Source organism: Shewanella sp. ECSMB14102, assembly GCF_000813075.1.
Lineage (GTDB): Bacteria > Pseudomonadota > Gammaproteobacteria > Enterobacterales > Shewanellaceae > Shewanella > Shewanella indica.
This window is the reverse complement of sequence record NZ_JWGX01000016.1, coordinates 26673-41929: the sequence shown is the minus strand read 5'-3', so window position 1 is coordinate 41929 and position 15257 is coordinate 26673. Positions and strand designations below refer to the sequence as shown.

Annotated in this window: 12 protein-coding genes; 3 read left to right on the top strand and 9 right to left on the bottom strand. The window is 54.4% G+C overall.

Annotated features, from left to right (window positions below):
• Positions 1-147 precede the first annotated feature (147 nt).
• The 9 genes from RC73_RS06795 to RC73_RS06755 form a co-directional block, all read right to left on the bottom strand.
• Entirely contained in the window at positions 148-1869 is a 1722-nt protein-coding gene (locus tag RC73_RS06795; RefSeq protein WP_039033941.1) for a phospho-sugar mutase, read from the bottom strand.
• Between the two features lie 233 nt (positions 1870-2102).
• Positions 2103-2408, bottom strand: a complete 306-nt coding sequence (locus tag RC73_RS06790) for a hypothetical protein (protein ID WP_025009827.1) — start codon at positions 2406-2408, stop codon at positions 2103-2105.
• A 280-nt stretch (positions 2409-2688) separates the two neighbouring features.
• Complete coding sequence (locus RC73_RS06785; protein ID WP_039033940.1) at positions 2689-6246, bottom strand: ABC transporter permease/M1 family aminopeptidase; 3558 nt, start codon at positions 6244-6246, stop codon at positions 2689-2691.
• A 10-nt stretch (positions 6247-6256) separates the two neighbouring features.
• Positions 6257-7147: an ABC transporter ATP-binding protein gene (locus RC73_RS06780; protein WP_039033939.1), complete on the bottom strand. Its 891-nt coding sequence runs from the start codon at positions 7145-7147 to the stop codon at positions 6257-6259.
• 567 nt (positions 7148-7714) lie between these two features.
• Positions 7715-8785, bottom strand: coding sequence for a 2-alkyl-3-oxoalkanoate reductase (gene oleD / locus RC73_RS06775; RefSeq protein WP_039033938.1), 1071 nt, complete (start codon positions 8783-8785; stop codon positions 7715-7717).
• 151 nt (positions 8786-8936) lie between these two features.
• Positions 8937-10796, bottom strand: coding sequence for a fatty acid CoA ligase family protein (locus tag RC73_RS06770; RefSeq protein WP_039033937.1), 1860 nt, complete (start codon positions 10794-10796; stop codon positions 8937-8939).
• A gap of 1 nt (position 10797) precedes the next feature.
• A complete protein-coding gene (locus RC73_RS06765; protein ID WP_039033936.1) occupies positions 10798-11784 on the bottom strand; it encodes an alpha/beta fold hydrolase in 987 nt (328 codons plus the stop codon).
• 87 nt (positions 11785-11871) lie between these two features.
• The gene (locus tag RC73_RS06760; protein WP_039033935.1) at positions 11872-12921 is read right to left on the bottom strand and encodes a 3-oxoacyl-ACP synthase III; all 1050 of its coding nucleotides are present in this window, start codon (positions 12919-12921) and stop codon (positions 11872-11874) included.
• Positions 12922-13122: 201 nt separating this feature from the next.
• Complete coding sequence (locus RC73_RS06755) at positions 13123-14424, bottom strand: class I SAM-dependent methyltransferase (protein WP_235369972.1); 1302 nt, start codon at positions 14422-14424, stop codon at positions 13123-13125.
• Positions 14425-14451: 27 nt separating this feature from the next.
• Here RC73_RS06755 and RC73_RS06750 point away from each other — a divergent pair, with 27 nt between their 5' ends.
• From RC73_RS06750 to RC73_RS06740, 3 genes are read left to right on the top strand one after another with little or no spacing between them, the layout of a single operon-like run.
• Entirely contained in the window at positions 14452-14646 is a 195-nt protein-coding gene (locus RC73_RS06750; RefSeq protein WP_039033934.1) for a hypothetical protein, read from the top strand.
• Between the two features lie 14 nt (positions 14647-14660).
• Positions 14661-14927 carry a hypothetical protein gene (locus RC73_RS06745; protein WP_039033933.1) on the top strand — a complete coding sequence of 89 codons (267 nt, stop codon included), beginning with the start codon at positions 14661-14663 and terminating at the stop codon, positions 14925-14927.
• Positions 14928-14957: 30 nt separating this feature from the next.
• A complete protein-coding gene (locus tag RC73_RS06740; RefSeq protein ID WP_039034010.1) occupies positions 14958-15212 on the top strand; it encodes a DUF1289 domain-containing protein in 255 nt (84 codons plus the stop codon).
• The last annotated feature ends 45 nt before the right edge of the window (positions 15213-15257 follow it).

Here is a 15257-nt window from a genome sequence, read left to right as displayed (position 1 = left end):
ATTTTTCAGCCAAGTAATGAGTAAAACATGCCTGATTATCTAAAAAAGTGGCAAACTAATCCGCATTTGGCGCTTGTATTCGTCAATGCCTTTCTTTCACTCTCAAAATGGATCAATTCCTATGTCAACTATCGTCGGCCCGATTATCTACTTGGGTAACGATGCCTGATGGCCACTGACGAAGGCATCCAATGCAGTTCTAGCGCGGCTTTCGGCATCAGCCAGAGTGTCGCTGGCCTGCATAGGCTCAACCACCTCGTAATAGCACTTGATCTTGGGCTCGGTTCCCGAGGGACGCACTATCACCCGGGCACCACCTTCAAGGTGGAAGGTCAACACATCGCTGGCCGGTAATTCGATAATCTCCCGCCGCCCATCGGCGTAACGTCGCTCGGCCGATTTGAGATCCTCGATCACCAATACTGCCATACCGGCGATGGACTCGGGGGGATTGGCCCGCAGATGAGCCCCGATATCCGGCGTTCCCGGCTTGAGCGCTATGCTCACTTGAGTATTGAGGTGCAAACCATAGTCGCGATAGAGTTGTTCCAGTCTGTCCCAGATGGTTTTGTCCTGTGCCGCCAGCTCGGCTGTCAGCTGGGCAAAAGCCACCAGCGCCGACAGGCCGTCCTTATCCCACACCATACTGCCCACTGTGTAGCCCAGCGCCTCTTCATAGGCGAACAGGAATTTATTGTTGTCGCTCTGGCGTTGCATACCAACATTGGTGAGCCACTTGAAACCTGTGAGCGTGGTATAAAACTCACCGCCCTTGGCCTTGGCGATTTTAGAGAGCAAGGTTGAAGATACGATAGTGGTTCCCAGCAGACGCTGATTGGCCGGCGCCTTGGACAATAGATAGTGGCCCAGCAAGGCTCCCACCTGATCGCCGGTGAGCATTTGATATTCGCCGTCATCGCGGCGCACGGCCACCGCCAGCCTATCGGCATCCGGATCGTTGGCACAGGCCAGCAGCGCCTGATGCTGTTTGGCCTCGGCAATCACCAGATCCATGGCGCCCTTCTCTTCCGGGTTAGGGAACTTAACCGTTGGGAAGTCACCGTCCGGTTTTTCCTGGGCGGCGACAGAATAAACCTGAGTAAAACCGGCATCCTTGAGCACTGTCTTGGCCATTTCTGCGCCAACACCATGCATGGCGGTATAGGCCAGGCTCACCCTTTCGGGCGCTGTTTTGTGCTGCAAGACATCGGCATGGAACACACCGCGGCGATAATCCTGATAAAAATCATCCTGCAGCCAGATGAGTTTACCCTGCTTGGTGGCTTCACTTTGCTCCAGCCAAGGCAGCTCTTCATTGGCAGCCTTGTCAATGCAGGCAGCAATACCTGAGTCGTGTGGCGGAATGATCTGCGCGCCATTGCCCCAATAGACCTTGTAGCCATTGTATTGCGGCGGGTTATGGCTTGCGGTCACTACGATACCGGCGGCAGCTTCAAAGTGTTTCACCCCAAAGGCCACCAGCGGCGTGGCAGCTACTTTGGCGGTGAGTCGCACCTTAATCCCCATGGCGGTCAACACGCTGGCGGCATCATGGGCGAAGGTACGTGAATCATGGCGGCCATCGAAACCTATCACCACACCGCGGCTGGCGGCATCCTTGACCTGGGCGAGCAGATACTGCCCCAGGCCCGCTGTGGTTTGGCGGATAACCAAACGGTTCATCCGCATTGGACCGGCGCCGACCACGCCCCTGAGACCGGCGGTGCCGAAGGCCAAACGGCCGGCAAAGCGAGCTGACAATTCAGTTTCATTGCCTTCGGCTTTAAGACTCAACAGCTCATCCCGGGTTTTAGGGTCGGGATCTATCTCCAGCCAATGTTTCAGTTGCAGCTCCAGATGAGTATTCATAAGTGGCCTCTTTGATAATCAGTTTCATTCCAAAGTAAGAAAAACTCAGGTCCGCGACAAGTGAATTTGCATTAATTTTATGATTTTACTCAGGCTTTAGCGCCTGTCTTCCCGCTTAAGCTAGCTGTTTGTCGTCAGTTTGGGGTGTTGGCAGCGGTAATTAAGGACTAAGGAAGGTTGAGCGCTCGGCTTTCATAACACCTGTGACTGACAAACAGATAGATGCAACTATTTCAGCGGGACATATTAATGGAGATGACATTGTTGAAGATCTCCTTGTCAAATTGCTGCTCCAGTTGCTGCCGCCAAGGCATGGGGCAGACACGCACCAGAAAGAACTGCTCACGAGAAGTATCTGTCACAAACGCCATACCGTGCTGCATCAATTCATAGTGAATATCATGGACAAATACCATGGAAAAATTCTGCCGCCCGGTTAGCTGGTTGATATCCTCACGACTCATGCTGACCCCGTGTTCTACCTGCTCGAAGCGCTTATAAAGCCAGTCGGCAAACTCTTTGGCACTGACCATAGACATAATCCCATTCCTTATAGAAGTTTGAGCCACTCAAAGCTTTGTCAGCCGTTCGAAACCCAGCCAGATTGGCGATGGTATAGAGTGCCTATGACGAGACAAGTCAATTAATCATCGGCTGGCTATATTCATAAACTATAGTCGAGCACAGCAAACTAAGGAGTTGAATAGCCGTCAGCGCGGAAGGCGCCGCTGAATTGATAGGGAATACATGAGCAGAAAATGCCTCGCAAACTTAATTGCGAGGCATTTGGCTAAACGAAAGAAATTATTATAAGGTTTTCTAAAGCTTGAAAATATTATCCCCTGAATCCCTGTCTACCAGCTTGATGAAGGGATCGACCCCGACATAGGCAGGCTTTTCGCTCAGCACCAGTTCGAGATGATTCTCGCCGCTCTTGAGCCGGTATTTCTGCAGCGACAGCACCTGTTCATCCTGTTTGAGCTTGTCCGGGTTGACCTTGAAGGCGCCTATATCAATCCACTCGTCCAGCGGTACCTCCTGCTCAGCGCCCTTCTCTGAAGCGACCCGGCGCTGGGCATAGATATCCAGACTGACTTTAAACTGGCCTTCCGGCGTTTCGGTTACCTTGGCCTCGGTCAGACGCAGGTCATAGAGGCTGATTTCAGAGAAGGAGTCCTCAATGAAACGCGCCTCGGCGCCGTCCGTATCCCGCTTCAGATAGCTGAGCAGGTCCAGAGTGGTCGGGAAAGGATCGCCGCGGAACTTGTAGCGCTCAAGGAATGCCTTCAAATTGGCATTGAGCCGTTCTTCCCCCAGGCGGTCACGGATCCCCATCATGATCACCGAGCCTTTCTGATAATGGATATAACCCTGCCCTTCACTGCGCAGTAACGGCTGTTCGCCCTTGCTTTCCGATGAGCGACCTCGCAGGTAGCGGTCAAGCTCATACTTGAGGAATCGGCGCAGCATCTGCGGGCCATACTTGTGCTCCATCACCATCAGCGCCGAGTATTGTGACAGGCTCTCGGAGATAACCGCACTGCCCTGTACATCGGCAGCACCAACCTGATGCCCCCACCACTGGTGTGCCACTTCGTGGGCCGTCACATAATAGACGGGGTCAATATTGTCCGAGTTGCGCAGGTCGGTGATAAAGCCGATACGCTCAGAGTAAGGCACAGTGTTGGCAAAACTCTGGGCAAAGGAGCGATAACCGGGAAACTCTACTATACGCAGTTGCTTGTGTTGATAGGGACCAAAAGCCTGGGTGTAATAGTCGATAGAGTCTTTCACCGACTCTATCATTCGCTCCACGTTCCAATAGTGGGCCGAATGGTAGTACACCTCGATCACTATGCCCTTGTACTGCTGCCGGTCCACTTCGAAACGTCCGGAGAGGATCGAATAGAAGTTCACCATGGGGCTGTCCATCTTGTAATGGAAGAAGTTGCGACCATTTTCACGCCATTGCCGCTGCAGGTATCCAGGAACCAGGGCCATCTGTTGGCCCGAGGTGGAAACCGTGGCTTCAAAGTCGATAAAGTCGCCGTCTACGCCAAAGAAGTTCTGCCGATAAAAGCGCGTGTCTTCCAGCTTATTGGCTCTTGGTTTGTCTTCAAGACCACGTTTCTCACGCTCGTGGCGATCGCTGAGTTCATAACCTTCCTGATACCCAAACTGAGGCAGCAGCTCGATATTATTGATAAAGGTGCCGTTTTCGACCACAGACAGATCAAAGTTAGACTCTTCAACCCCTTGGGTTTCCCGAATCAAATGAATGCGGCCGCTGATTTTCTCCCCCGGCGGCAACGGCTTGTCAAACACCAGCCAACTGATATTGAACTTATCGTCAAATTCGCCCAGAGTCGCCCCCGGTAAGGTGATACTGAGATCTTCCGCGCGGGTGTGGGACGGTAGACTGACCAGTAATTTGCTTATCGGCTTGTCCTGTTTGTTGACCCAATCAAGCTTGATATCGGCCTCGATTCGCCGTGACTCGGGATAGATATCAATGTCGGCCTTGACCGCAGTGGTGGTCAGCACGGGCAAAGACGCATACTGCTTGAATTTCTTCTCATAGTCGGCACGCAGGTCGGTTTCCTCATCATTGGTATAGTAATGATTGACCACCTTGGTCTGGTAGAAGATATAGCTGCCGCTGGCAACAAACAGCAGCACACCAAAGGCCGCCAGCAAGCGTCCCTTGGCCCCCAGCTGACCGCCCAGCAGGGCAAACCTGTGTTTCAGAGGCTGTTTCGGCCCCCTGTGATAGAGACCATAACCCAGCACAAACAGCAGCAGTGAGAAACCGCCCCAATAGAGCATATACAGGCTGTGGCTCAAGAGTCCCCAGCCGTAACCATTCATATCCGAATAAACCAGGTAAGGGGAAGCGCCGAAGTTATACAGCGAATGACCAAATCCCCAACTTGCCATCACAAAGGTCGTCAGGTAGTAAGCGACAAACAGCCCCATACCGGCATACTTGTTCGGGCTGAGCACCTGAAAGAAGAACGCCAGTACCGCCGACATCAGCAGTGGCAACAGATAGTAAAAGCCCAACCTGATGGCGTATTGAGCCAATTCGAGATTGTACTGCCCCTTGAACAGTTGGAACGTAATTGTAGTCAGGGTCGCCAACAGGTACAGCAGCGCCATCACCAACACCACAGCCACCAGTTTGGAAGCCCAGAACACCAGGTTCGGCACCGGCAGACTGTCGACTATGTCCCCCATTCCGGAGTTGCGCTCACGCCAGACAATCTCGGCGCTGTAGTAGATGAGTACTATCACCATCAACAAGCCGGTGGCCCCGGCAATATTATCGACCATGTCCTGGGTCAGCGGCCAGTTGGAGGTACCATACCAACCAAAATCACCGAACATGGGCCCAACCAGGTTAAAGACGGTGAGCAGCCCCAAAATCACAAACGGTGCTGTGTAGAGCACCTGGCGGATTTCAAAGCCGACTCGAGCCTTGAACTGCGCCGAAGTCGATGGCGAGCTTGCGCGGCTCAGTTGCTGCAAAGGCTGCAATGTCGGGGTTGCAGACTGCTTGCCGGCGCGTTTGTCCTTCTTGCGAGTAAGTGTTGGTTGGCGCCAAACCTTGGCTACAAGCAGCAAGATGACAGCCAGAGAAAGCCACATGGCGCGGTTGCTGAGCATAACACCGGTCAGCTCCACCAACTGGGTGTTTTTCTCGGCTATGGTCCAGTAACGGGTAAGGTCGGCAAAGGTGCGCAGTGCAAAGGGATCCAACATGGCCGCCAGGGTGCGAAACTGCGGCTGGCTGGCCAGTTCGCCGGTGAGGTTATAGATAATAAGCAGTGCTACGGCGGTCAGATACAAACCCATCATGGAGCGAAAACGGCTGGCCATGGCATAAAACAGCGCCGATATCAGCAACAGGCTAGGCGCGGCCAACAGCAGCAAGGGCAGCAGATAATAGCTGAGCCGATTTTCACCGAAACGGCTGGCATCGACCCAAGGCATAAAAGAGCCGAGCCACATCGCCAGCGGCACCATGGAAAATACTGCCATGACCACCAGATAACTGCCGAAAAAACGCCCCAACTGATAGGCCAGCGGTGTCAGCGGTTTGGAATAGATCAGTTCCTCCATCCCGTGCTGCTGGTTGCGCACCGCTGTGCTACCGACAAAGTTGACCACGGCAAACATGGAGATAAAGCTCATGATCAGCAGGGTCTGGGCAATGCTGAAGGGGCTGTTCTTCAGCACCTCTCCGCCACCACCTATCTGCACATTGTTGGATACAACGGATAGAAAGCTGATTAAAAACAACAGCAAAGAAACAACATAAAAAGATGGCTGCCGCAGATAGTAGCGCCATTCAAAGCGTAACATGGAAACAAACATGGGCAGTTCCTCAGGCAGCCTGAACCGGCTTGCTGTTGCGGTGGCGATGCAGGGTGCTGAAATAAAGATCTTCCAACCCCGGCGTTGCCTGAGTAAAACCTTCCGGCGCCGAATCGGCCCAGACATGCAGCACAGTGCGACCGGCAAACAGGCGTTTGGCAATCACATTGAGCTGTTGCTCAAGCTCGCTGGCCTCGGCCTGGCTAACGGTGCGAGTCCAAATTTTTTGCTCCAAAGAGGCCACCAAATCCATGGGATTACCCTGCAGCAGGATCTGACCACCGGCGAGCACCGCCATATTGGCGCAAAGCTCCGAGACATCTTCCACTATATGGGTCGAGAGGATAATCACCTTCTCTTCCCCCAGGCTCACCAACAGGTTGTGGAAACGGTTGCGCTCCTCAGGATCCAGGCCGGCAGTGGGTTCGTCGACAATCAACAGTTTGGGGTCGCCAAGCAGCGCCTGCGCAATCCCGAAACGTTGACGCATACCGCCGGAAAAACCGCTGACCGCCTTATTCTTATGTTGATAAAGGTTGGTGTGTGCCAGTAAGCCATCCACCATCTCACGCCGTTCACCCTTGTTGTTGATCCCTTTGAGAATAGCCAGGTGATCGAGCAAGTCCCAGGCGCTGATCCTGGGGTAAACATTAAAATCCTGCGGCAGATACCCCAGGGTCTGGCGCAATTTTTGCGGCTGTTTGAGAATATCTATGCCGTCGAAACTAATGCTGCCGCTATCGGCACTTTGCAATGCGGCTATGGTGCGCATCAAAGAGGATTTGCCTGCACCGTTGGGACCGAGCAGACCAAACATCCCTTTCTCTACCTGTAGATTTACATTATCCAGTGCCTTAACACCGTTATCATAGGTCTTGCTTAGGGCTTCGATACTGAGCATAGTTTCCTCATGCCGGAGAGATAAATGATGACCAAGCTAGCATGATTTAAACCTTGCGACCCGCAAAACTTGTAACAAAAAATCATACATTTAACATACTTTGTTCGCTAACGCCGATAACCTTTTACTGGACACTTTCTCTTGTGCCGTTTGCCAATGGCTCGAGGCATCATCAAGAAGAATTAGCAGATACATTGATTATCCTGAGCGCCCCCCCTGGTTCGCGCTCCAAAAAATGTCGCCGGTGATGGATTATGCTATGTGCGGTACCTTGGCTGGACTATTTCACTTTTTTGCAGCGCCACCTCAGGAAGGGGCTCAAGGCTGACTTGTCCCAGGCTAAGGCGACTGTCGGCAAGGGTGAGCCTGATACGTTTGGCGTTGAACTCGGGCCGGCTTTGTGCCGGACAACAGCGGCAACATATCATTTGCTTATGATTTTCTTGAGCTTAGGGAAGCCGACTTCGACTTGCCCCTGCATGCCTTCAGTCAGATGCCTTGAACGCCAATTGCTGTGTAGCCACTCTCTACAAAAGAGAAGGCCACGAGGACTTATTCGCACCTTCCTTAGCTCGAGTGACCAAGAGAGCGCCTTAGCTTACTCATCCCCTGTTCCATACTGACGATAACCCTGTAATCCAAGTCACGCTTGGCGGCTGAGATGTCATAGTAATGGCTGCAGGAAAGCTGTTTGGCGACAAAGCGGGTCATCAACGGCTCCTGCTTGATAGCCAGCAGTCGGTATATTCCTTCGAGCATGGCGCCAATGGCGTAGGCCAGAGAGGCTGGCACCCGCTTTTCCACCGCGGGTAAATTGTCACAGGCAAGAATGCTGTCGAGCATGGCCGCCATAGTCAGGGACTGATCGTTACTGACAAAATAGGCCTTGCCATTGCAGCGGCTAGGTTCGGCCAGCAGGCTCCTGGCTGCGCTCAGGTGGGCAAAGGCGGCATTGTCGATATAGATGGTGTCCACCAATTTGTCTTCACGGCCCACCAACTTGAGCCGGCCCTTGCGGCCTCGCTCCAGCACGCGGGGCACCAGATGAGGATCGCCAGGCCCCCAAATCAGGTGCGGCCGAATAGCCACTGTCTTCAAGCCGTTTTGGGCAGCGGCCAGCACCAACTCTTCCGCTTCCGACTTGGAGGCGCCGTAATGGTTGAGATAACGCCTGGCGTAGGGAACCGACTCATCGATACCTGCCTCATCCTTGCCATCGAAGGTGACACTCGGCGTGCTGGTATAGACCAGATAACCAATCCCCAATTCACGGGCGCAGGCGATGATGTTTTCTGTCCCCAACACATTGGGGCGAAAATAGCTTGCTCTGCTGCCCCAGACTCCAGCCTTGGAGGCAACGTGAAAGATAAGCTCACAGCCATCGAGGGCTTGTTTCAATGCTTGCTTGTCGCAAATATCGGCGCGCACCATGGTGGCGCCCATGGCCTCGAGCGCCGGATAATGGCCCCTGGCCACCCCCACTACCTGAATACCGGCGGCCAGCAGCGGCCGACATATGGCCGCTCCCAAAAAGCCTCCGGCGCCTGTCACCAATACCCGCTTGACTCGGGTCGCGAGTTCCCGGGCCAGCGCCAACAGCTCGGGATGAAGTTCATCATGCCCTTTCTCTTGTGACAAAGCCGCGGTCTCTTGTGATAAAGCCGCTGGCAAATCCTGCGACGAGGCCGGTGAACAGTCCCGTGATGACGAGGCTATTGACTCAGGTGATTGAGATCGTGGTGCAGATGTGGCCATAGTGGGTTTCTGTCTCTGTTATCTATTTTGGTTTTCAGCCGTTTCCATCCAACTGTTTTTGCGCCCAAACGGCAAGTTGCTCGCGGAATATCTTGGCATTGTGGCGCACATCCATGGGAAACCCCGGATGCAACATAAAATGCCTGATGCCCCGGGTCAGTGGCTGCTTGTCGGCAAGTACCTGCAACTCGGTAAACAGCTGTTGCTGCTCGACTGGCGACAGGGATTGCTCAAGCTCGACGCAGATAAGCGGCGCTTTTTCGGGCACAGTACTATCAGGGGAAGTGCTATCAAGAGAAGTGCTATCAAGGGAAGTGCTATCAGCGCCAGTAGTATAAGAGAAAGTGTTCTCTTGGACTTTCCCCCCGCCGCCAGGCTTATTCTGCGTCAGCTCAACGCCAACCAGTGCCGAACGTTTAACCTGAGGATGGGTATTGAAAATCCGCTCACAGGGAATAGACAGATAGCGTTTTTGCAGCTCACCGTCCTTAATGACATCCACTCTGTGGGCCTTGCGGCCACACATCCATAAACGGCCCTCTGCATCAAGATAACCGAGATCGCCCATCCGGTGCAGTTGCCTGCCTTCATAGGCAATCTTGGCCTGTTTGTTGGCGCCTTCACGGCGATAGTAGCTCTGGTTGACCACAGCGCCGTCAACGACGATTTCGCCTATCTCCCCCGTCGCCAACTCGAGAGTCGGCGACCAGCTGTCGATGGCATCTTCACTGATCCCTATGATACTGACCCTTATTCCGGATACCGGCTTACCGACACAGATGCCGCCGCCCTTGTCGGTGATGGCGGCGGTAGCGCCAAGCGCCTTGCTGCCAATCATGGAGACTGGCAGGGATTCGGTGGCGCCATAGGAGTTGAGCACTTCGACATCATCGGCCAACATGGCGGAGAAACGCGCTATCGCCTTGGGGTCGGCCGGCGCGCCGGCCGATATCACCCGCTTCAGGCTGTGCAGCCGGCGTCCGTTTCCGCCCTGTCCCAAACGGTCGAGCAAGGCGGGATTCACGAACATATTGCTGCAGGCATAGTGCTCTATGGCAGCAAACAGGTTTTCCGGTCTGGCGGTTATCGGTTTGCTGGCATCCATTTCAGGTACAATTGATGCCATCCCCAGCGCCGGACCAAAAAGGGCAAATAGCGGGAAGGTCGACAGATCCCGCTCGCCGGGACGAATGCCATAGTCATTTCGCAGCGCGGTTATCTGCGCCTCAAACATGCCGTGGCTGTAGACCACGCCTTTTGGGGTGCCGGTGCTGCCACTGGTAAACAAGATGGCCGCCATCTGCTGCGCGCCGAGCTGCGCCATGGGAAATGTGACTGACTCAGGTGCCCTGGCCAGCAAACGGCTGACACTGCTGCCACCCCAAGGAGGGTTACGGCCAAGAAAGCCTTCACCTGCCGTCAGCAACAAGCGGATACTGGGTTTGCCCCAACCGAACAGCAATCTGGCCACATGGGCCTTGGGGATCCCGATAAAGGCGTCGGGTTCGGCTTCGGCCAGACACTGCTTGAGCTTGGCGATCCCCATACCTGGGTCCACCATCACAGGGATGATCCCCGCCTTGAACAGGGCAAAGGTAAGCACAAAAAACTCTATCCCCGGAGTGACCATAAGCACGGCTTTCATCCCAGGCTTGAAGCCATAGTCGAGCAAAGCGCAAGCGAGTCGGTCGCTGTCGCTGTCCAGGGTCTTGAAATCAAGCTCCTGGTAACTGAACTTGCCAGCGCGGCGGCGCTGCACTGCAACCGCCAGGTCCTCGCTCTGGCTGATGGCCGCCTGTTTCAGGTGGCGACACAGGTTGTGCCCCTTGGCAGAGTTTGCCTCCGGGGCCGGTTCATTGGCAGCCATTTGCGAGTCTTCGGCGGGTGGGAGCATCTCAGTCAGCGCTCCCGGCTAAGGCGGTTTCCGCCGATGCCTTTTCGTCAGCGTTAGATGTTTGTTCGTCGGCGCTTTTAGTCACTGCCGTTTCAGCAATAAAGCGGCGAATATGGGCTATCACCTCATCACTGGCGTCTTCAAGAATATAATGGCCGCAGTCGGCAAAGGCATGCAGCTCGGCTTTGGGCAAGCGCTGCTGCCAACCTTCAAGGAAGTGCCGGTCAAAGACAAAGTCCTTGAGGCCCCAAAGAATAATGGTCGGCACCTGGGTAAACTGCTGCAAACTGGCATCAATCGACTGTACCAACTCCCAGTTTCTGTCACCGGGCTTGAGCGGAATATCCTGAACAAACCTCAAAGTAGAGATCCGATTTTGCCAAGAGTTGAATGGTGCCACGTAGGCGCGGCGCACATCCGCAGCCATGGGCGCACGTTTGACTCCCACATAGGAAGCGGCGGACGAGAAGGCATTGAAGCCCCGTACCAGCAGGGTGCCAAGCGCGGTATCGCGGCAGATTTTCAGCGCCAGCGGTAAGGGCTTGCTCTTTGGCAAACCGAAGGCGGCGGTATTGAGCAGCACCAGGCGTTTAATCCGCTCGGGATAGCGGGCGGCATAGCCCATGCCTATCATGCCGCCCCAGTCATGCAGCACCAGTGTGATATTGCTGCGAATATCCAGACTGTCCAGCAGTGCTTCCAGATCGTCGATACGCTGCGCCAGAGTGTAGTCATAGGCATCATCGCCCGGTTTGTCGGACAAGCCGCAGCCGATATGATCCGGCACCACACATTCATATTGGTCGCTTAACGCCTGCACCAGGTTACGGTAGTAAAAAGACCAGCTGGGGTTACCGTGCACCATCACCACGGCATCGGGGCGTCGGCCGTTAATCCCGGCGGGTTTTTCATGCACATAATGCAGTTTGTGGCCGCCGAGCGTGATGAAATGACGCTTGAACGGGAAGAGTGTATCTAGGGTGGCCATTGGCTATCCTGTTGTTAATTTTGGTTATTTAGGCACTATTCTAATGGGCCCTGTCGAATGGGCATTGTCTAAAACCTGATCAAGGGCTTACCAGCGCAGCCCCAGCATCATGCAGTTGAGCCCAGAGCCTATGCCAAGAAAGCTCACCCGGTCGCCTGCCTGCAAAAAGCCTTCACCATGGGCCAGCGCCGCCGACACAGGCAAAGAGACAGTGCCCATATTGCCAAGGCGGGCAAAGGTGGGAAACTCTTTGTGCTCGGCAATGCCCAGGGCGCCCAGTACTTGCTTTCGGTTGGCAGCACCCACCTGATGACAGATAACCTTATCCACCTGTCCGGCAAGCCACTGGCGCTGCTGCAAAAACTGCTCCCAGGTCTGGCGCGCCAGCTCCACCCCCTCCTTCAAAAGGGCAACGGCATCTGTGCGCATCACCTCACGGTAGAGGCGGTTACCGACCTCGACAAAACCCCACTGACACATCTGATGATGCTCCGGCGCCGCCAACTGACTGGCACCGAGCAACTGATGCTTGCGGGAGGTGGTAAGCGGCAAGCTGCCATCTGTGAGGATAACGGCCACGGCACCTGAGCCGCCGGTCAGGGTGGCCAGAGACGCCGCAAAGTTTGCCATGCTGGGATCGGCCAGCATCTGCTCTATGGACGCCTCGACTATCTCCCGGGATGATTCACAGGACACCACCATACCGGCGCGGATCTGCCCCAGTTCAATACGGTTGGCCACATCCAGAATACCGGACAGGACTCCCAGGCAGGCGTTGCTGATATCAAAAACGGCGCAGTCACGCCCGATACCTATGGCAGAAGCCACAGCGCAAGCCGTGGCCGGCTCATGCTGGTCACGGCACACGCCGGTGTAAACCAAGGCGCCAAGTGCTTTGGGCTCCAGCCCAGTCTCGGCCAGCGCCTTTTGGGCGGCGCACACTGCACCTTGGGAAACCTTGAAGCCCTTGGGCCACCAACGACGCTCCTCAATGCCTGTCAGGGCAGCGAGTTGCCCAATGGGGATACGAAACTTTTGATAAAGCGGCGCAAGCCGGGATTCCAACTCGCGGCTGGACACCATTTCCGGCGCCAACTCATAAGCCAGACTATTGATATACACACGGGAATAATTCATGAAAAGCCAATCGCTCTCTCGGGCGCTCTGTGCCCTTGTTATCTTTTGGGGTCGTGATAATTAACTCTTATGCCCCAGGCTGGCGTCATTTGACCAAGAAACGCCGGGGTATTCAATAAAAAACGCATTAAGCCGGTACCTGGCGCCGACTAATTCCCCGCTTGCGAGACATCTCTGTCCAAGCGGGCCTTGTTATTTCATTTATCGGCCACCAGGCAACCAGGCATGGATCAAAGCGTTGCGCGGCGTGGTGGCCTGTTCGCAAAAGGCGCCGAGCTGTACCCGGTAACCTGCCTCCAACAGGAAACAGACCCTATCAAGCAGCAGGTACCGTTCAATAACCGGCCGAAACAGATGTGCCGCCAAGTCAATACGGGCGGTTAATCTGCGCCTTTGCTCCCCCAAGTGCTGATAGGCGGCAAAATCCACCGCCTCAGGCAATAGCACTCCCTTTTGCGCCGCGGCCCAAAGACAGAACTCCTTAAAGCTGCCGGACAGCTGACTCTGCCGCACAGCAGGCAGTGGTAGATAAGTGTCCCGAGTGCGCACTTCACGCTGCAGACTATCGAATCCGAGCCGCCAACTGACCTCTTTGATCCTGTCGGCGCGCGCCTTTTGATTGGCAATAACACTGTGATTAAGCGGCAGTTGCAGCGCCGCCTTATCCAGTCGCAGCGCCTGCTCTTGGGCACTTTGACTCAAGGGAGTGATATCGCCGGAGGGCAAGAGGTGATAACAACAAGGGGAAACCGAGACCACAGCGGTACCACTTGCAACCGCGCGGCGCAGCAGCGTCAGGTGCAGCTCGCCGCAGGCATGCAGCGCAATGGCATGCTGCTTGGGCTTGAGATAACAAGGCTCGGCGGCAAAGGCATCGGCACAGACAAATTGCTGCGGCAAGTTACGTTTTTTTGCCGCTAGCTCGCCGGCTTCGCACAAAGATGCTTGCCACTCCAGGCTCAATACCGCCTTGCCGCTCAAGGCGCTGAGCAGGCGCCCGAGATGCCCTTTCCCGGCGCACCACTCCAATAAAGGAAAGGGGTTGTTATGGGTGGCTATGGTATTGGCAAAGCGGCTTATCTGCTGCCATTTTCGGCCCTTGATACCGGCACTGAGCCGGGCCTCGGTTGACGCGCAGAGCTTAGGTTGGCCATTATCCTTTTCAGGTGCCGGATAATCAAAGAGCTGCCAGGCAAAGTGTCTCTTATCCCACAGGGCCAATTCATGCTCGCTCAAATCTGCAACCAAGGCCGGCCAGAGGGTTGCCAACAACAATGACTGACTGGCATCCACAGTCTCGAGCGCATCGTCATCAATAGCCCAGAGCGCTGCGGCCAGCTTGGCAAAGCGCTGCTGCCAGGGAAGTTTTTGGTGCTCGAAACTTCTGACACTCCAAAGCTCGCGGCTTGAGAGCAACAATTGGCTGAGCTGTTGAAGCTCTGCTTTCACCTCGGGCAAGCTGCAATCAACTGCCGTCAGCCGGGTTTCAACCCTGTAAGCCACTGGCTCGGCTTGCCGGGAGGAATTCTGTTGGCAGTCACACATTTTACTGGCCCGATTAACTTAAAAGGGCTGCATTATAGCCCCTGGCTGCCTTTGAGGAAAATAGCGTTCCAAAGCAGCAAACTGGGGGCAAAGCCTTTGCGCAAGCTGGGGTTGAGTCTCCCGCTTGCTGATAGCTTTACAGCCAAAGGAAAAACCAGCAGTAAAGACAAATTCACATAACAAATTGATTAAAAATGGATAATTATTTCAATAAACTATGCCTAAAGCCCGAGTCATCATTTTTCCTGGCGGCCTGGCAACGAAAGCTGCCGCCGCTGTTTTCAGGTATAAATTTGCTCAAAGCTGTTACCGCGGCATCTGCCACAATAGACTGGTGCCCTCAAGCTGACAAAACAATCGAACGAACTCAATCTAACGAACTCAATCTAACGAAATGGTCGAGTGAAATCGGTCGAGCGAAATCAATCGCGCCAATTCACGGCGCTAAATTCGGCCGCTGAACAGAATATTGATAAAAAGGATGTTGAATGATCCAATCTCCCTGTGTGGCGCGCTGCGGCCTCAATGAAGATGACTTTTGTATGGGCTGCCTGCGCCATATAGATGAAATCGTCAATTGGAGCCGCTGCCCGGACGAAGATAAACGCGCCATTATTGCCAAACTCCCGGAGCGAAAACGCGCTTTTTCGGGCATGGAAAACAGCGGCATTATCAGTAGAGACAAATACCTCGAGGCAGAGGCCAGGCTTGGGCGCAGCGACAAGAGCAAAGCAAAAAAAGCGTGATACAACTTCTTAAGCGTTCAAGGCAACCAAGCCTTCAATAAAGAA